At 41.4% G+C, this 18,204-nt stretch carries 17 protein-coding genes; 7 read left to right on the forward strand and 10 right to left on the reverse strand.

The genetic code is table 11. From position 1 onward, the window contains the following. Window positions 1–147 precede the first annotated feature (147 nt). The gene (lipA, locus tag AM592_RS12225; RefSeq protein WP_053604040.1) at window positions 148–1,044 is read right to left on the reverse strand and encodes a lipoyl synthase; all 897 of its coding nucleotides are present in this window, start codon (window positions 1,042–1,044) and stop codon (window positions 148–150) included. Between the two features lie 263 nt (window positions 1,045–1,307). Here lipA and AM592_RS12230 point away from each other — a divergent pair, with 263 nt between their 5' ends. After that, complete coding sequence (locus AM592_RS12230; protein WP_225970391.1) at window positions 1,308–2,249, forward strand: M23 family metallopeptidase; 942 nt, start codon at window positions 1,308–1,310, stop codon at window positions 2,247–2,249. Between the two features lie 354 nt (window positions 2,250–2,603). Beyond that, on the forward strand, window positions 2,604–2,960 hold the full coding sequence (locus AM592_RS12235) for a DUF4064 domain-containing protein (protein ID WP_053604042.1): 357 nt from the start codon (window positions 2,604–2,606) through the stop codon (window positions 2,958–2,960). 40 nt (window positions 2,961–3,000) lie between these two features. Here AM592_RS12235 and AM592_RS12240 read toward each other — a convergent pair whose 3' ends face one another. From AM592_RS12240 to AM592_RS12270, 7 genes are all read right to left on the reverse strand, one after another. Beyond that, on the reverse strand, window positions 3,001–3,312 hold the full coding sequence (locus AM592_RS12240; RefSeq protein ID WP_053604043.1) for a YunC family protein: 312 nt from the start codon (window positions 3,310–3,312) through the stop codon (window positions 3,001–3,003). 70 nt (window positions 3,313–3,382) lie between these two features. After that, complete coding sequence (locus AM592_RS12245; protein ID WP_053604044.1) at window positions 3,383–4,774, reverse strand: bifunctional metallophosphatase/5'-nucleotidase; 1,392 nt, start codon at window positions 4,772–4,774, stop codon at window positions 3,383–3,385. 22 nt (window positions 4,775–4,796) lie between these two features. Beyond that, window positions 4,797–5,615 carry a sulfite exporter TauE/SafE family protein gene (locus tag AM592_RS12250; protein WP_098945309.1) on the reverse strand — a complete coding sequence of 273 codons (819 nt, stop codon included), beginning with the start codon at window positions 5,613–5,615 and terminating at the stop codon, window positions 4,797–4,799. Between the two features lie 19 nt (window positions 5,616–5,634). Beyond that, window positions 5,635–6,486: a DUF72 domain-containing protein gene (locus AM592_RS12255; RefSeq protein WP_053604046.1), complete on the reverse strand. Its 852-nt coding sequence runs from the start codon at window positions 6,484–6,486 to the stop codon at window positions 5,635–5,637. 713 nt (window positions 6,487–7,199) lie between these two features. Next, complete coding sequence (locus AM592_RS12260) at window positions 7,200–8,510, reverse strand: allantoinase (RefSeq protein WP_053604047.1); 1,311 nt, start codon at window positions 8,508–8,510, stop codon at window positions 7,200–7,202. 2 nt (window positions 8,511–8,512) lie between these two features. After that, the gene (locus AM592_RS12265; protein WP_053604048.1) at window positions 8,513–9,745 is read right to left on the reverse strand and encodes a pyridoxal-phosphate-dependent aminotransferase family protein; all 1,233 of its coding nucleotides are present in this window, start codon (window positions 9,743–9,745) and stop codon (window positions 8,513–8,515) included. Between the two features lie 15 nt (window positions 9,746–9,760). Further along, a complete protein-coding gene (locus tag AM592_RS12270; RefSeq protein ID WP_053604049.1) occupies window positions 9,761–11,011 on the reverse strand; it encodes a M20 family metallo-hydrolase in 1,251 nt (416 codons plus the stop codon). Window positions 11,012–11,203: 192 nt separating this feature from the next. On the opposite strand from AM592_RS12270, the gene AM592_RS12275 reads away from it, so the two are divergent. The 5 genes from AM592_RS12275 (at window position 11,204) to AM592_RS12295 (ending at window position 15,397) form a co-directional block, all read left to right on the forward strand. Then, window positions 11,204–12,799, forward strand: coding sequence for a PucR family transcriptional regulator (locus AM592_RS12275; RefSeq protein WP_053604050.1), 1,596 nt, complete (start codon window positions 11,204–11,206; stop codon window positions 12,797–12,799). A 97-nt stretch (window positions 12,800–12,896) separates the two neighbouring features. Further along, complete coding sequence (gene uraD, locus AM592_RS12280; RefSeq protein ID WP_148564330.1) at window positions 12,897–13,445, forward strand: 2-oxo-4-hydroxy-4-carboxy-5-ureidoimidazoline decarboxylase; 549 nt, start codon at window positions 12,897–12,899, stop codon at window positions 13,443–13,445. Between the two features lie 10 nt (window positions 13,446–13,455). Continuing rightward, the gene (uraH, locus tag AM592_RS12285) at window positions 13,456–13,809 is read left to right on the forward strand and encodes a hydroxyisourate hydrolase (RefSeq protein ID WP_053604052.1); all 354 of its coding nucleotides are present in this window, start codon (window positions 13,456–13,458) and stop codon (window positions 13,807–13,809) included. A 299-nt stretch (window positions 13,810–14,108) separates the two neighbouring features. Next, entirely contained in the window at window positions 14,109–14,966 is an 858-nt protein-coding gene (locus tag AM592_RS12290; RefSeq protein ID WP_225970220.1) for a hypothetical protein, read from the forward strand. Window positions 14,967–15,052: 86 nt separating this feature from the next. Then, window positions 15,053–15,397, forward strand: a complete 345-nt coding sequence (locus AM592_RS12295; RefSeq protein WP_053606100.1) for a hypothetical protein — start codon at window positions 15,053–15,055, stop codon at window positions 15,395–15,397. A 39-nt stretch (window positions 15,398–15,436) separates the two neighbouring features. Here the strand turns inward: AM592_RS12295 and AM592_RS12300 are convergent, their stop codons facing one another. Then, a complete protein-coding gene (locus tag AM592_RS12300) occupies window positions 15,437–15,961 on the reverse strand; it encodes a 2Fe-2S iron-sulfur cluster-binding protein (RefSeq protein WP_053604054.1) in 525 nt (174 codons plus the stop codon). Beyond that, a complete protein-coding gene (gene pucD, locus AM592_RS12305; protein ID WP_053604055.1) occupies window positions 15,952–18,195 on the reverse strand; it encodes a xanthine dehydrogenase subunit D in 2,244 nt (747 codons plus the stop codon). Before pucD ends, AM592_RS12300 begins: the two co-directional genes overlap by 10 nt. Window positions 18,196–18,204 lie beyond the last annotated feature (9 nt).

An 18,204-nucleotide genomic window follows, 5' to 3' on the forward strand; every position in this document is an offset into this window, starting at 1 on the left:
TTGCAGGGACTGATAATTTTCATCCTCTTTATGATAGACCATAACGATTGCCCCATCAATTATTAAAAAAGAAAATTCTTTTTAATAGGATACACTAATTCTCAATGATTTCCGAATGAGGCAAAAAAAACGCCAGAATTCTGGCGTTTATGCTCGTGCTTGACGTTTCTTTGAAGCCGCATTAACTTGCTCATCCGCATGATAGGAAGATCGTACGAGAGGTCCTGCTTCACAGTGGCTGAAGCCTTTTTCCAATGCGATATCTTTTAGCTCTGCAAACTCATCCGGGTGATAGTACTTCTGAACCTTCAAATGCTTTTTCGTAGGCTGCAAATACTGTCCGATCGTCATAATATCAACGTTGTTTGCCAATAGATCATCCATCGTTTCAATTATCTCTTCTTTTGTTTCGCCTAAACCAATCATAATGCTCGATTTAGTTGGAATATCAGGCTGCATCTCTTTTGCGCGGCGCAAAAATTCAAGTGAACGATCATATGTGGCACGCGCACGAACTCTTGGAGTCAGGCTTCTAACGGTCTCAATATTATGATTAAGAATATCCGGTCTTGCGTCCATCAAGATTTTCAAGTTTTCATAATCCCCACCCATATCGGAAGGTAGAACCTCAATAGTAGTAAACGGGCTTTTTCTGCGGACAGCACGGACAGTTTCCGCAAAAATGCCTGCTCCTCCGTCCCTTTGGTCATCGCGGGCAACGGCTGTAATAACAGCGTGCTTCAAATTCATAAGAGCCACAGAATCAGCCACTCGCTCCGGCTCGTTAAGATCAAGCTCAGTTGGAAGTCCGGTTTTTATTGCGCAAAAACGGCAGGCTCTTGTACACACTGAGCCGAGAATCATAAATGTAGCTGTCCGGCGAACTGCCCAGCATTCGTGGATATTGGGGCATTTCGCTTCTTCACAGACTGTATGTAGGTTTTTTTCCCTCATCATTTTTTTTAAGCCTGTGTAGTTTTCATTTGTATTAAGCTTTATTTTAAGCCAATCAGGCTTTCTTAGGTATTCTTCTTTTTTTACCACTGATATCAACTCCATTATTTGAATCTGTTCTTTCTAGGAAGGGTATAAGAAGTGTATTGAAATCGATCACATTTTATTGTAGATAAAAGTTTTTACAATTGCCACTTTAACATAGTAATCATTATTGAACAAGAAAAGAAAACCTTGAAATTACTAACATTTTCTAATAATGGATTACGGGATTATACCACAGACTAGAAGTACCTTAATTTTTTTGAAAGGAGCCCGACCGTTTGACAAGAAAAGCAATTGTATTATCCCTAATTTTTTTGCTCATCTCTCCAATAGCTGAAGCCGCCAGCGAGTCAACTGAAAAAACACGGATGGAGCTCTATCAAAAGACAGAAGCTGTGACAAACATTCCTTGGTACGTGCTTGCTGCGATTGACCAATATGAAACGAATATACGTAATAATCGCAAAGACCTTCCGGATTCCACCGGCCCTATCGGAATTTATATTCCTGAAGAAATATGGAGTGGACCGGAAAATCCCGATCCTAAAGATGTCCACCCTTTAAGTATTAAAGTTTTTGATGGAATTGGAATGGATGGAAACGGTGACGGATTAGCTGATCAAAGCGATGAAGAAGATGTGTTATTTACAGTTGGGCAATATTTACGCAAGTACGGAACCGATCTTGAAAACATTCGGATTGGCCTATGGGAATATTATCATCGCGATCAGACCGTCGGAATCATTACTGGCTTTATTAAGCTATTTAAGAAGTACGGGCACATTGAACTGGGCGAACATGCATTTCCGCTGCCCGTTCGAACTGATTACAGCTACAGAAGTACATGGGGATCTGCACGAGGCTTTGGCGGCAGACGCATACACGAAGGAACGGATCTATTCGCTCATTACGGCCTCCCTGTCCGATCAACGTGCTTTGGCATCGTCGAAATGAAGGGTTGGAATCGATTTGGAGGATGGAGAATCGGAATCCGTGACATTAATAATACGTACCACTACTTTGCTCATTTAAACGGCTTCACTAAAGGTTTAAAGGTCGGGCAAATTGTAGCTCCAGGCGAAGTAATCGGTTCAGTCGGCAGCTCCGGCTATGGTCCGCCAGGCACTTCCGGTAAGTTTCCGCCTCACCTGCATTACGGGATGTATAAGGACAATGGACGAACCGAATGGTCTTTTGATCCCTATCCTTATTTACGAGTATGGGAGCGAAAAGATCTTAAAAAAAAGTAAACCGTTCGAATTAACGGTTTACTCTTTTATTAGGGTTTACTTATTTTTTTTACTTTTTACGACAGCGTTGGCAATGCTAGCCCCAAGTCAGTCCAAAAAAAGTAATAGCTCTGCGACTAAAGCAGAATATATCCGAAAGAAAAATAATTAAAAAGCTGAGCGATGAATAATCCGTATTTTTTTACTAAGTTTGTCCATAAAATTATCAAACACAATATAGTCTAAAAATGATTATAGCCTCTAGAATGCGAAGTTGAAAAAACTTTTCTGAATCCTAGATAATTGGAAAAGTAAAAAATATCCTCCTTATTTATGATATCATGTAATAGAAAACAACTAGGAGGTAGCTCACGCTTGAACAGGTCAACCGAATTTATCTTATCCTTAATCGCTAGTATTTTATTGGTTTTATGCTTGATCTTGACTGTTTTCATTTTACTTTTCTTCGGAACGGTTGCGGAAGGTGATGCGAATGCGGCTTTTTGGTTTATTGTACTTCTAATTTCGATTTTCTTAAATGCCCCGTTGATTATTTTAGTTTGGGTCGGGACATTTTTCCTGAAGAAAGACAGTTTAGGCTGGGGCATCTTTATTTTGGTCATGGGGATTTTGTACTCACTTTCATTCTATTTTGTGCCAGGGATCTTATTGCTTATAGCAGGGATCATGATGCTCTCTAGAAAAAACCACTCGCTAGAAAAGAGTATATGACAATTGCCATGTTTAAAAAAATACATAAGAAAACCCCTGATTAAAGGGGTTTAGCCATTTTTAATAATGCTTCTCTTCCGCTCATACCAGGGTGAATCCCCAGCGATTCCGCTTCATATGTGATAGATTCGAGCGGCGCCTCAAGCAGCTGTTCAATTGTCCGGACACCTACAGCTCTCCCGGCTATTATTTTCCGATCCTTTAATTTTTCATTTAATAAAGCAACATCGAGCGCGCCACACATAATGTAGCCATTCTCATTGGTCACAGCCATGAAGTTTGTTTTTGGAAGCTTTACAGTTATAGCAGTAAAAGGATAATCACCAATCATCAACGGTGTTAATGTTACCATTTAAGAAATCCTCCCTTCCCCATCAATTTATGATAGAAAGAAGGACTTGTTGTATAGGCCGAAGCGGAAATTACGCTTTACTGAGCTTCCATGCCAAAAGGTCACGCAAAAATTCCGGCATAAAATAGATTTTATTCGTTGCATTTCGAATCGAAGGAAAAAAAGAGCCTAACGTAAACATATCGATTGTACCAACGGAATATACTCGATCGGGCACGAGCGGTTCTTGATTAATCAATATGCTCTTCACATGCACCAATCCGTCTTGCAAACGCTCCGTCTCCAATTCGATACCGGAATACATCATTTTCCCCATCACTTCCCCGCGAAAGCCGAGCCCTTTAATTTGGAACTGCTCCATTTGATCCGTTGCCGCATGAAGAATAATTTCCTTTAGCTCGTCCCCTTCAAGAAAAACCTTTATGGGATTAATCGGATGCGGACAAATGCTGTGCAAATCCTTTCTCGTAACAGATCCTTTTTCGAGAGACTGGAGAATAACTCCGGAGTTCACCATGCCGATCTCAGTTCCGCACCATTCCCTCAAAGCTTCTGCAAGCAGTTTAGGCAAAGAAGATGAATAGAACCAGTTGACCTCTAAGGTCGAAGAAATCGTGGCTACCTCCTGATTCAGGATTTCGCTTGCTTTTTTTTCTTCCTTCTGCAGAAAGTCCTTTGCCCTGATTGAGCTTTCTGTTAAATCTTCTACCTTTTGAACACTTGCTTTTTTGCCGTGTATTGTTTTCGTTTCAGAATCCAGTTGAAGCTCAATATGTCCAACAAAGTGCCCGTATTTTTCTGCACATCCCAAAAGAACCCCGTTTTCGTATTGACCATTTTCGAGCAAATGATGGGTATGAGAGCCAAGAATCACATCGATTTCAGGAAACCGTTTTGCGGCCAGAATGTCATCAGAAATGCCAAGGTGGGAAAGAAGCACAATAATATCAGCTTGCTCCCTCACTTCATTTATGACTTCTGAAATGCTTTCAAACGGATCCGTTATCTTCCAATCGAGAACTTCATACACATCGTAATAGGATACTGTAACACCAAGAATGGCAAGCTTCATATTATTTTTCAGCGTCTTAATATAGTAAGGCATCAACCAATCGGGTCTCTTACCGTTTAAATCATACAGATTCGATAATACGATTGGAAATTTTGCATCAGCATACAATGTGTCGAGTTTTTCGTGCGGTAGTGTAATCCCTTCATTATTTCCGATTGTCGCACCGTCACAGCATATATCATTCAAAAGCTCAATATTTGCTTTTCCAAAGGTTGCTTCTGAAATCATGTGAAAACGATCTACGTGGTCACCGATATCAAAAACCAATGACTCTTCCTTCTTTTTCTGCAGCTCGTTACGTTTCGTTTCAATATATTGCGCGATTTTTGGCCAGTTTTCAAAATGGCTATGCAAATCATTTGTATGAAATAAGTGAAGAGTCTCTCTCATATCTCCTTCTCCTTGTAAAGAACTAAAAAATCGCTTGAAAGATCATGCGCAGCCCGATAATGACCAAAACCCATCTCATCATAATGACAAGAATATCGTTTTTAAGCGCCCTGTTAATATACGCACCAAGTTTGCCGCCATACCATGCACCCGGGACTAAACAAAGAGCAAAAAGCCAATTGACATGTCCTGAAGCAATATGAGCGATAGATCCGGTGATAGATGATAAAAAAATAATAAACATGGAAGTGGCTATAGCTACCCTCGGCGGAAACATAAAAAGCAGTATCATCGCAGGCACCATTAATGACCCGCCGCCAATTCCAAATAACCCGCCAAGAAAGCCAACAACTAGAGCAATGCTGATTCCGATCCAAACACGATAGGAATAAGTATATACAGTCCCATCATTCTCCTGAAACGCCCGGATCATTCCGACATGTTTTTTTTCAGCGGATCTTTGATTTCTTTTCAGCATCAACGATAGCGAGATGGCAATCATAAAAATGCCGAACCATAAGGAAAACGAATCTGTATGAAATCCTTTAGAAACATACGCCCCTGCTACGCTTCCTGTACCAGATCCGATAAAAAAAATCAGCCCGCTTTTGTAATCAACAAGTTTATATTTCATATATGATAAAGTAGAAGAAAGGCCGGTAAAAATAATAACAAACAACGATGTTCCGATGGCAATCTGAGGGGTCACATCGTGAAAAGCTGGTACGATTTCTGCCAAATAAGTCAAAGCTGGGACAATCAGAATTCCCCCTCCGAGCCCCACCAGGCTTCCAATCATACCTGCCAATACCCCAAGGATAAGCATAATGATTATTACAATCATGAAATACCTCTTCTCTTTAGCTGAAAAAATCTAGCTGTCTCGGGGCTAAACCCTCATAATTCAGATTTAAAAGGGTAATCATTTCTTTTCCGTTATCTGCTGCATCTCCGCCAGAATTGTTGTTAAAAATAACATATATGTCGCGAGTTTGTCTTTGCAAGGCTTCCAGCTTCTTTTTCCATTCAGTGAGCTCATTCTTATTGTACCTGTACAAATACCGAACCTCCCGCCAGTTTTCTCCTGAAGCGGGTTTTTTCCAGCCTTCTATATTACGTCCATGGAACCGAACGAGCGTTTTTAATTGTGAAGTCGCCTCCAATACTGCAGGCACGCTTCCAACACCTGCTTGCGGCTCATCACATATGCTATGGATCCATTCTTCTTTTTTCATAAAATCCAGCGTTCTTTTCAAAAATGAAGGGGAAAACCAAGACTGATGCCGGAATTCAAGAGCACAAGGCATATCACCCATTTGTTCCCTGCACCATCTTAAATAAGCAACATTATCTTTCGTGCAATCAAACCATGGAGGAAATTGAAAAAGGACCATCGCCAGCTTACCAGCATTTATGTAAGGAACGATCGATTTCTTAAAATGATCAAACATTTCTTCCTTTGACTCGTAAGGGATTTCTCCTCTTTGATGACCAGTCATTCCCTGATAGGCTTTTATTATAAATTGAAAGGAATCAGGTGTATCTTTTATCCATTTTACACTATTTCTCTCCGGCGGAATGGCATAAAAGCTTGAATCAAGTTCAACGATAGGGAAATTGGCGGAATAATGAGCCAGTTTGTTTTTACTGTTAAGTCTCGCGGGATAAATGCTATCGTGATCTCCCCAGCCTGACAAGCCTATGTAAATCAATCTGTATCACCTCTAAACTTAGTTTATCATACGATTTTCTAAGAATCTTCTAATAAGGATAAAGGTACAGCTCGAAATTTCATGCTTATCATAGCTTGTCCAATTTTCGAATTTTCTGGTTGTGAAGGACAAAAAATGGCGCAAATGAGACAGAGGAACATCTTTCATTTCGGAATGTGAAGGACAGAATGGCGCAAGGGAAACAGAAATATGTCCTTCATTCGGGTTATGAAGGACAGAATGAAGTAAAAGTGCTGGAGAAATGTCCTTCATACCGGTCACGAAGGACAAAATGACGCAAGGGAAACAGAAATATGTCCTTCATCCGGGTTGTGAAGGACGAAATGGCGCAAGTGATACAAAAAAATGTCCTTCATTCGGGTTATGAAGGACAGAATGGCGTAAGTGAGGCAGAGAAATGTCCTTCATTCGGGTTATGAAGGACAATATGACGCAAGTGAGGCAGAGAAATGTCCTTCATCCGGGTTGTGAAGGACGAAATGGCGCAAGTGATACAAAAAAATGTCCTTCATTCAGGTTATGAAGGACAGAATAACGCAAGTGAGGCAGAGAAATGTCCTTCATTCGGGTTATGAAGGACAAAATGGCGCAAGTGATACAGAAATATGTCCTTCATCCGGGTTGTGAAGGACATCATGAAGTAAGAGTGCCGGAGAAATGTCCTTCATAACCCCCACTGTTTGAAGGTTTGTTCAAGTCAGGTCGGAGTATACTAGCTTGCCTCTTGTAAATGTCGCATTAATTTTGCATGGAAACGAATGATCTTCATAGAGTGAGACTTTATGCTTTGCATACATGTTTTTCTTTGCCACAGTAAATTGTTGGTTCAGATCAACAATAGTAAGGTCTGCATCATATCCAGCTTTGATTTTTCCTTTTTTCTTCCCTAATCCGAAACGGTCTGCAGGAGATTCCGCCGTCCAGTATGCGACCTTTTCTAACGGAATATTGTACTTAAGCGCCACCTCAATAACACTCAATAGCGTATATTGCCCGCCGCTGATCCCTCCCCATGACTGAAACATGTTTTCTTCGTTTTTCATTTCAGGAGGACACGGAGAATGATCAGAGGAAATCATATCAATTTTGCCTTCAATGAGTGCTGAAACCAATTCATCTCTGACTGGCTTTTCTCTAAGTGGTGGAGCACACTTTGCTCTTGACCCTATTGTTTTTAGATCATCATGGGTAAACAGAAGGTAATGAGGACAGGTCTCAAGGGTGACATCCATTCCTTCCTCTTTTGCTCTCGTAATTGCCTCAACGGCTCGTCCACTGCTGATGTGGACAAAATGCAGCAGGCAGCCGCTTAGCTTAGCAAACTGAATAGCTCGTTCAACCGCTTCTACCTCTGCTTCCACTGGTCTCGAGGCAGCATAGGCATCCGCAGATACATCACCCTTCTTTTCAAAAATCGACTGCATGACACGGGTGATCACATTGCTTTCTGAATGGAGAGCTAGTATTTTATTATGCTTGGCGATTTCCATCATGCCTAGCAAAAGCGTCTCATCATCAACCGCTTCGAATTCCTTGTTCCCGGATTCAGAAAGAAACGCTTTAAAGCCGATCACTCCAGCTTCGGCAAGCCCTGCAATTTCTTCAAAGTTTCCAGGCACAAGTCCTCCCCACAAAGCAAAATCAACAACCGATTTTTCGTTAGCGATTTTCTTTTTTTCTTCATAGGCTTGCACAGAAGTCGTTGACGGGATTCCGTTTAAAGGCATATCAAAAAATGTTGTACAGCCTCCCGCAGCAAGCATCGCCGTTCCTGTTTCAAAACCTTCCCAATGCTCGCGGCCAGGTTCGTCAAGATGTACATGGCAGTCTACCGCCCCGGGAAAGACATAAAACCCTTCTGCTTTAAATACGTCTAAGCTGTCTTCTTCGGAAAGGGAGCCGATTTCAGCTATGACTCCATCATTAATTCCCACATCTGCAGAAATAACTCCATCTTGTGCAACAATCTGTGCTCCTTTAATTATTAGATCATAGGGCTTCATAGTTACCCCTCCCTTTTGTAAAAAGAAAGAACCGTTTGTATGGCATCTCCAGCTTTAATTGCTGCTCCATGATAAATTAACGCTGCCTCAAATGCGGCAAGGACAAAAAGAACATTTTTCTTCTGGCAGCTGTAGCCCATCGAACCGATACGCCAAATTTTCCCTTGAAGAGGCCCGAAAGAACTGGCAATCTCAACGCCAAATTCAGATAGCATCAAGCTTCTGACCGAGTCTGCATCTATCCCTTCCGGAACTTTAATACAGGTGACTACCGGGAGCTTTTTCTCTCCTTCAACAAATAGTTCGAGTCCCATCGCTTTTATTCCTGCTATAAGCGCCTCTTCATGAAGACGATGGCGTTTAAAACGATTTTCAAGTCCTTCCTCAAGAACAAGACGAACGCCTTCGCGAAGCGCATAAAGCATTGTCGTAGCCTCTGTATGATGATTAAGCCGTCTTGGGCTCCAATAATCCATTAACTGGCTGATATCAAAATAATTGCTCGAAATCGGAGAATGCTTTCTTTCATAGGCATGATCGCTTTCTGTCGCGATACCTTTCTCTACTTTTTTTCGAGAATTGATGACAGCTTCGACTCTGTCATTAAAGGTTATCGGGGCCATTCCAGATGGAACGGACAGGCACTTTTGTGTTCCGCCAATTACAGCGTCCAGGCACCACTCGTCCGTTAATACTTCTGTACCGCCAATTGTTGCGACCGCATCAACAATAAACAGGGCATCCAAAGCACGGCACGCGTGACCAATCTCTTTTAATGGCTGAATTGCACCTGTTGAGGTTTCCCCATGCACCATTGCGACAATTTTCGGTTGAACCTGTTTGATTTGCTCGATTACATCTTCGGGGTTAAATACGTCTCCCCACTCACATTCCATGATGTGGATGTCTGCTCCGTATCTTTCGCAAATTTCGGTGAGAAGATACCCGAACCGTCCGTAAATCGGGATCAGCACCTTGTCACCTTTTTCAATTACGCTGGACAAGACCGCTTCCAATCCGGACCTGGACGTCCCGTCAATCGGAAAAGCCCACTTATTTGAAGTCTGAAATACGCCTCTTAGCATGTCCATCGTTTCATTCATCATCTCGGTAAAAGCCGGATCAAATTGCCCCAATATCGGCGTGCTTAATGCACGTAATACTCTCGGATCCGCTTCTACCGGACCTGGCGTCATAATTGTTCGTTTCGGTGCACAAAGCTCCTTATATGCCATTCTTTATTCTCCTTTCTATTCATAGGCTAATTGATATAACGCGGATGTCAGCAGCTTGCAGCCAGACGTTAAATCCTCATTGTTCGTCCATTCCAACGGAGAATGGCTAATCCCTTTATGACTTGGAACAAATACGAGCATCGTCGGACAATAAGTACCGAATACCTGTGAATCATGCCCAGCCCCGCTTGTCATTTCTTGATAACTGATATTTAGAGCGTCCGCCTCTTCGGCAAACAGCTTTTTCAAGTCGGCATTCAATGGAACAGGCTTCACATTCGTCCATTGGGAAACGGCCATTTTTACTTCTGACTGATTAGAAATACGTTCAAAGGCTGCAAATAAATCATGAGAAAATTTCTCCAGCAAATCTTCGTTATGATGCCTGATGTCAACCGTAAACTCTGCAGATTCAGCAATGACATTCGGAACATTCGGTTTTACGCTCATTTTCCCGGCTGTTGCCACAAGGTGCGGATCTGTTTTTTTCGCTTCCTTCGTCATGTAATAAATGCATTCTGACGCAGCGGCGAGAGCATCTTCCCGATTTTGCATCGGGGTCGTACCTGCATGATTGCTTGCTCCCTTTATTGTCACTGTATATCTTTTTTGGCCAACGATATCTGTAACCAATCCAATTGAATTCCCAGATCGTTCAAGAACATTCCCCTGTTCAATATGAAGCTCTAGAAAGCATGTAATATCATTTCGATACGGATCTGGATGCATTCTTTTACCAAAGCCGGCCTCGTGCATCGCGGCTTCCAGGCCTACACCTTCCGCGTCGCGGACAGGCGGTGTTTTTTTAAGGTCATGTACCCCGGTAATATTGCCGGAACCCCAAAAGGTCAGGGGAAATCTGCTGCCCTCTTCCTCACATAAGGAAACGACTTCAATCGTTTTTTTCGGAGGACCGTGATCGGAAAGAAGTTGTGAAACAGCCTGCAAACTCGCAACAATTCCAAAAGCTCCGTCAAAACGCCCTCCATTCACGACAGAATCTACGTGAGAGCCGGTTAAAATGGTTGCTTGAGAATCTTCTGTTCCCTCAATTCTTCCAAACAGATTCCCCGCGTCATCAAAATATGCCTTAAGACCGTATGACTCCATCAATTCATAAAGAGCCAGCTGTGCATCCTGCCACTCCTTTGAATATAGCAATCTGGTCACGCCGTTATCTTTTGTCTTTCCGTAGGAAGCGAGCCATGACAGCAATTGATCCAACTGTGGTTTATCTCCTCTTAATGTATCAGATGAGAAGCTCATTTCCTCACTTCCTTTCATTTGTTGTTACATTATGTGACAACTTTATGTATTAGATTTAGTTTACTGTTAATATATAAAATAATCATTAGCAAATTCGTTACTTTTTTTTATATTCATTGTTTATTTTAACTAAAAAGATGAAAATTATGAGATTCGTATGTTACTTCTTAGAACATAGAAAAGGAGAACGAGATGAACATTATTGATTTGATGCAGCTACCTATATTTAAACAAGCAAAGATAATTGGCGGCTTATCTGGGTCAGGTCGAGAGGTTCAACACGTTAACATGATGGACGCTCCCGATATTACGGATTATCTTAATAAAGGGGATCTTCTTGTGACTACGGCATATCACTTAAAGGATGAACCCGAGCTACTAGGCGATCTGATTATCCATATGTCAAATCGGGGTTGTGCAGGACTGGGCATTAAAACAAAACGTTTTTTGCACCACATCCCCGACTCTATTTTAGAGCTCGCTGATCAGCTCGCTTTTCCGATCATCGACCTCCCTGACCAGGTAAGATTAGCCGACATCGCAAACCAGACCTTAAGTTACATTCTCGATATTCGAACGGGTGAATTGCAGCATGCAGTTTCCATACACAAACGATTTACAGAACATATAATGAGCGGAAAAGGTTTGAGAGCGCTTCTGAAAAACGTTTCCCAGCTGCTGGATTTTCCTGTCCTTTTGGTCGACCATCATTTACGAATCCTTGCTTCATCAACAAACTCAACGAATGTTAGCGATGACCTTGAGAACGGCCTGCAGCAGTTAACGGATGCAGCGTACACATCGTTTACTTTGCTTTCTTCCAAATCTGCCTTTTCCGTTTTTCCAATTTTCACTCATGAAAAAAAATGCGGATATCTTATCGTAGAAGGCTTTATTTCTGTGTCAGATAAACAAAAAATCCTTACGATCGAACAGGCAACCAATGTCATTTCGTTTGAATTGATGAAGGATAATGCACTAAAACAATATACGAAAAGAGCACGAAATGAGTTCTTTAGCAATTTTGTCGAAGGCGTTTTTTCTTCCGAAAGCGAAATCGAAAATCGCGGAAAAGAACTGAATTTAAAAAGAGAACAAAAATATTTATGTGTCGCAGGAAAGCTTGACCGCAAGCAATCCGACGCAAGCTTCATTGAAAATCAGATCATAACGGATACCGTATTTGAATTTTTGGAAGGGCGCTTGTCTTCACTTTCTCTTCCGTCACATTTTTATATGATAAGTGATATTGGCGTCCTATTGATCGAAGCTGGTGAATATTGGGGAGAAGAAAATACCGTCGTTTCTGACTGGTTAAAACAGATGCAAAACGATATAAACAGACTGTTTCGGCAAACGATATCTTTCGGAGTCAGTAACGTATGCCACGTGCTGCTTGATGTTCCCGAATCCTATTCGGAAGCGACCGATGCTTTGCAAACAGGCTACCTTTCCGGAAACTCTCAATTTGTTCAATTTTACCATACGAAGGACATTTCAGAGATTTTAAGGATGGTTCCGACTGATGATTTACGAAACTTCTATGCGTTTACGCTGCAAAAGCTCTCAGATCTTCAATATGAGGAACAAAGCTTATTAAACACACTTTCGATTTATTTAGAGACGCATTGCCAAATCTCTGAAACAGCGAAGCGCTTGTACGTTCACCGCAATACAGTGATTTATAGACTGGAAAAGTGTGAAGAAATTTTAGGTGTAAGCTTAAAGGATCCTGACGCTACCTTGCGGCTAAGACTTGCTTTTCGTATACAAATGGTTTTGAAATAACTAGGTTGTATTGTAGAAAACATAAGAAGTTATAGGTGGTTTTATACATGATGTCCAATGACTTCATGCGCCCTATTTACTATGATGAGTAGTAACAGTGAAAGGAGCATCTAAAGTGGTCACTTTATCCGAACTCAATCGAATGTCACCAAATGAATTTTCTGATACGCTTGCCCATATCTATGAGGAATCGCCTTGGGTTGCGATTCTTACGGAGAAACAACGGCCATATTCCAGTTTGGCCGAATTGACTGAAGCAATGAAAAAAATCGTTCAATACTCAGATCGGGAGAAAAAGGAAACTCTTCTAAACAGCCACCCGCGGCTAGGGGATCGAAAACAAATGAGCAATGATTCTGTCAAAGAGCAAAAAAATGCGGGCCTCGCCAGCTTGAATGATGATGAATACGAGCTCTTTCTTCAATTAAATCATGCCTATGATGAGAAATTCGGCTTTCCATTTATTCTTGCTGTTAAAGGCAAAACGAAAGACGAAATTCAACAGGCCATTCACTCCCGGCTGCAAAACGGACGCGACATAGAATTTGAAACAGCTTTAAACGAAGTATTCAAAATTGCCTCTTTCCGATTGCAAGAAAAAATTGATACACAAAACACTGAAAAAGCTGGAGAAGTAAAGAAATAAGGGGGATATTATGGGACAGCTGACAACTCACATTCTTGACTTAACACACGGCATTCCTGCTTCTCGTGTAAAAATCGAATTATATTCTATCGAACAATCAAATAGGTCGCTGCTTGCGAATAGCATAACAAACAAAGACGGCAGGGTTGATAAACCGCTGCTCTCTGAAGAGAAAATGGTTTCAGGAGAATATGAACTGTTATTTTATATCGGCGACTATTTTAAAGAAAAAGAAACACCTTTGCCCGATCCGCCATTTCTGAATGTCGTCTCAGTTCGCTTCGGAATCGCAGATCCGGGCTCCCACTACCATGTTCCTTTGCTCGTTTCACCTTGGGGATACCAGGTATATAGAGGAAGTTAAAAAACAGGAGCGAAAGGAATTATTTCTTTCGCTCCTGTTTTTATTTTTCTTCTGTGAAATATTGGTAATTTATGTTAATGTATGTAAGCTTCATAATTTAATTGAAATAGGGAAAGAACAAATAATATCGTTATGAGGTGTCGGCCATAAAAAAACTGCAAATACCAATCTTACTTGTGGTGCTTCTCACTTTAATGGGAGGCAGCTACTTTATACTACGTTTGGATAACATTAATAACTCTATTGTAATATTAATAACTTTGAGCCTAATTATTCTAACCCCGATGAGCATCTATTTTTTGTTGATCCGTCCAAGACCTTTGCCAAAATTATTGTCATATCTTTCATTTCTTTTATGTTTAGCTGCTTCTTATTATATTATCCCTCTTCCGCACAAAGGTTTTTTTAATCATATCTTGGTTTGGCTCTTACCTGTTTTAGAAGTTTGTGTCATCATTATTGTAATTTATACGATCGTTAAAACTATAATCCTTTATAAAACAAATGAAAACAGTGATTTTCTTGATGCTGTTAGGAAGTCACTTGAACCAAAGTTAGGAAAAGGCCCGCTATTAGAAATAGTCTTAACAGAACTTAGTGTATTTTATTATTCTATAGTCGTGTCGTTTAAAAAGCCAAAAGTACAATCGCAAGGAGTCTATCCCTATCATAAATCTTTACAGTTAAAGATCGTTACCATCGTATTTTCAATCCTGATTGTTGGAGAAGGCCTGCTATTTCATTTTCTTATTCAAATATGGAATGATATTGCTGCATGGATTTTTACAGTACTGAATATTTACGCTCTACTTTATATGATAGGACATAATAATTCTATAAAATATTTACCTCATGTTATTAAGAAAGGTAAACTCATAATTCGTCTAGGATTTCAGAGCAGCATTGAAATAGATATCAAAAATATCATAAGCATAAAACATGCAAAAGAAAGTGAACTCGGTGCTAAAATACCTAAAGATACATACATTTCTTTAACAAAGCTTGATTCTCCACAGTTTGAACTCACTTTAAAGGAACCAACATTAATGAGAGGCTCTTACGGAAAAAATAAATACGTTAATACTGTAGTATTTCGTGCAGATGAACCTCAAAAAATGATTAAAGAGATAAATTCAATAAGAAATTTATCACCCTAAAGATTAATCTTCGAAAATTGGTTATGGTTAAAAAAGTTCCTCAAGGGAAAAATAATTCTCAAATTGTTTTTGGCGGAGGAAAAAAATTGTTTATATTCGCTATTGTTTTACTAGCAGGAGGGTTATTTACAATAAACGCTATTTTTGCGTACCAAAGTGAGCATATCAATCCGGCATTTTGGACAACAGTTTGGTATCAGTTTAAGCTTTTACCGGTATTTTTTGCAGCAAACTTATTGATCGGATACGGCGTGAAATTTGCATATCAAGCTTTTGGAAATATGACGTTCACCCTTACTTTTTCAAAAGGCATTGAAATGATGATTTGTTTATTGATTAGTTATTTATTTTTGAAGGAGGTACCGAACTGGTGGACATTGCTCGGTCTGGCTATTATTGTTGCGGGGTTTTGGATAATGAAGTTGAAATGAGAAGCAAACCAGTGAGAGAAAAAACTCTCCCACTAATTTTTATCCAAAAAAACCTGTTTCTCTAAGCTCTTCCCTTACTCGTCTCGCCGCTCGAATGATTCCGCCGTATCCGGTGCATCTGCATAGATTTCCCGACAGGCCTTCTAAAATTTCCTCATCTGTCGCTTCTTCATTTTCTTGAAACAGTGCTTTTAGCGCTATGATCATTCCGGGTGTACAATAGCCGCATTGAAAGCCGCCTTCCTGCAAAAAAGCATTTTGGCAGCAGTCGAGCTCATCTTCAGCAAGGCCTTCAATCGTCGTTATTTCTTTATCAAACGCTTGATAGGCCATCGTCATACAGGAATTAATCAGGCGTCCATCCATGAGTACTGAGCATGCGCCGCATCGGCCGATTCCGCAAGATACTTTTGTCCCTGTCAGCTGAAATTCATCCCTCAGTACTTCGACAAGCGGGGTCGTATCTGGTTTTGTAATCACTTTTATCGTTCCGTTTACAGTCATGCTTTTTAATTCTTTTGGGGAGTCGCCCGGTTTTAGCTGTGATTGCTCCTTCATATCCATGCCTTTTCCCCCTTTTCATCGATTGCGTCAAGAAGCTCTTCTGATGAAATCGGCAGGCGATTGACCCAATATCCGACTGCATCGTGGACAGCCTTGGCGATCGCCGGCGCAACTGCGACCGTCCCTATTTCTCCAACTCCTCTAGGTCCGTAAATATCCCCTTCACATAGCTCCTCAATCGCGTGAATATTTATATCGGGAGGCACATCTTGTATCCCTGGGATCAGATAAGTATCCAAATTTCCCGTCAAGTATCTTCCTTCTGACATCGCTGCTTCTTCCGATAACGTATAGCCAAGCGCCATCATAGCGCCGCCTTCAATTTGTCCGGTATAGCCTTGTTTGCTGACGACAGGACCAGCCGCAACCGCATGCTCCATATCCGTTACCTGAACCATTCCTGTCAGAAGATCAACCTCCACTTCAAGAGCAACCGCGCCAAACGAATAAAGAAAATGCCCTCCTATTACAGGATCAGGAGTCGTAGGAAATTGAAATGAAGTATCGACGACCAGGGAACTTTCTTTAAAGCCTTGCGCTGCAAGCTTTGAAAATGAAATAACAGGTGACTTTTTTTGATAAAGTCCCCCTGGTCCAATCAACAGAGATTCAGCTGGAAGATTGGTAAGTTCAGCGGCTTTTTCAATCAGTTGTTTGATAAATAACGGTTTCATCAGCTGAATCGCCTGCCAAACCATGCTGGTTCCTCTTGAAGCTGTAGATGATCCGGATACAGGTACCGCTTCAGTGTCGCCAATAATAATTTGCAAATCTTCGGTAGAGCAGCCAAGCTCATCCGTTACTAGATTTTCAATGACAGCAAGGATCCCCTGTCCGCATTCTTCAAATCCAAATGAGATCACGATCTTTCCTTCTTCAGATAATGAAAGCCTGCCTCCTGAAGGATCCAATCTTCCGTATCCAAGGCCACCTCCATGCATCGTGATTGCCGCTCCCACCCCCTTCTTTTTAAATGGAGAAGAGGACTTTTTTGAAACATGTAACAACGGAGATTTCGCAATCGTTTCAAGCACATTTGCAGCACCATCTGTAGGTGCAATTCGATGGTTCATCGGACCGGGATCTTTTGCCTCGCGCAAATTAATTCTTCGTATTTGCAGCGGATCCATTCCCAATTTTTCCGCTAAACGATCCATCTGGCTTTCAAGCGCAAACGTTATTTGGTTGCCGCCAAAGCCTCTGAATTCTCCGGCTACTCCGTTATTCGTATAGACAGAAATGCCTTCGGTCAACAGATTCGGAATAAGGTATGGACCAGCGGCATGTTCGACAGAAAAATCAAGCACAGCTGGTCCTAAAGTGGCATAGGCGCCAGTATCGGCAACAATCTTTACGTATTGCGCCTGGATTTTTCCTTCCACCGTCACTCCTGTTTTCATCGTAATTTTCATCGGATGCCGTTTAATTCCCGAACGAACAGATTCTTTCCTCGTTTGATGGATTTTTACAGGCTGCTTCGTAACGATAGCAAGCAATGCCGCGTACGGCTGGATATTTAATTCATCCTTTCCGCCAAAGGAGCCGCCGATTGGACTCGATACGATCCGAATGTCTTCCTCCGGCATTGCGAGTATTCTTGAAAGCTGAAATCGGTCTTTATAGCCATGCTGTGTGCCTGCATAAACAGTGATAGCTCCGTCTTTTTCCGGGACTACCACTCCGCCTTCAGTTTCCATATACGTATGCATCTGCCGCGGCAGATGATACGTTTCCGCTAAAATCAGATCGCTGCTACGAAAGCCCGCTTCCACGTCTCCGTGCTGATGACCAGCTTCATGAAGGATATTTCCATTATCATGAAGCTTTGGCGAGCCGGGCTCTAACGCCTTTTCCGGGTCATCTACCACTTGAAGCGGCTCATACTCAACTTCGATGAAAGACAGTGCTTGAACGGCAATATCTTCAGTCTTAGCTGCCACAGCCGCAATCGCGTCTCCCACATAACGAACCCGATCTTCGCACAAAACAGGCTGATCTGGAAAAACGATTCCAAAACGATTCATCCCCGGAACATCCTTATACGTAATAACAGCTTTCACACCAGGCAACGTGGAGGCACGATCCGTACTTATTGATTTGATCTCAGCATGCGGAAACTCACTTCGTAAAACCTTGGCATAAAGCATGTTTGGAAAAGTCAGGTCTGTCATATATTTTAATGTGCCGGTAACTTTTGTCTTGCCGTCCGGACGAACACGGTTTTTACCATCCATGAATGTTTC

It is taken from the genome of Bacillus gobiensis, assembly GCF_001278705.1.
Taxonomy (GTDB): domain Bacteria; phylum Bacillota; class Bacilli; order Bacillales; family Bacillaceae; genus Bacillus; species Bacillus gobiensis.

Bases quoted from the DNA above. Each gene is read 5' to 3' on its own strand.
- AM592_RS12265 (WP_053604048.1), bottom strand. From the start codon at position 9,745: ATGGCATATAAGGAGCTTTGTGCACCGAAACGAACAATTATGACGCCA.
- AM592_RS12260 (WP_053604047.1), bottom strand. From the start codon at position 8,510: ATGAAGCCCTATGATCTAATAATTAAAGGAGCACAGATTGTTGCACAA.
- AM592_RS12300 (WP_053604054.1), bottom strand. From the start codon at position 15,961: ATGGATATGAAGGAGCAATCACAGCTAAAACCGGGCGACTCCCCAAAA.
- AM592_RS12240 (WP_053604043.1), bottom strand. From the start codon at position 3,312: ATGGTAACATTAACACCGTTGATGATTGGTGATTATCCTTTTACTGCT.
- AM592_RS12270 (WP_053604049.1), bottom strand. From the start codon at position 11,011: ATGAGCTTCTCATCTGATACATTAAGAGGAGATAAACCACAGTTGGAT.
- pucD (WP_053604055.1), bottom strand. From the start codon at position 18,195: ATGGATGGTAAAAACCGTGTTCGTCCGGACGGCAAGACAAAAGTTACC.
- AM592_RS12275 (WP_053604050.1), top strand. From the start codon at position 11,204: ATGAACATTATTGATTTGATGCAGCTACCTATATTTAAACAAGCAAAG.
- uraH (WP_053604052.1), top strand. From the start codon at position 13,456: ATGGGACAGCTGACAACTCACATTCTTGACTTAACACACGGCATTCCT.
- AM592_RS12245 (WP_053604044.1), bottom strand. From the start codon at position 4,774: ATGAGAGAGACTCTTCACTTATTTCATACAAATGATTTGCATAGCCAT.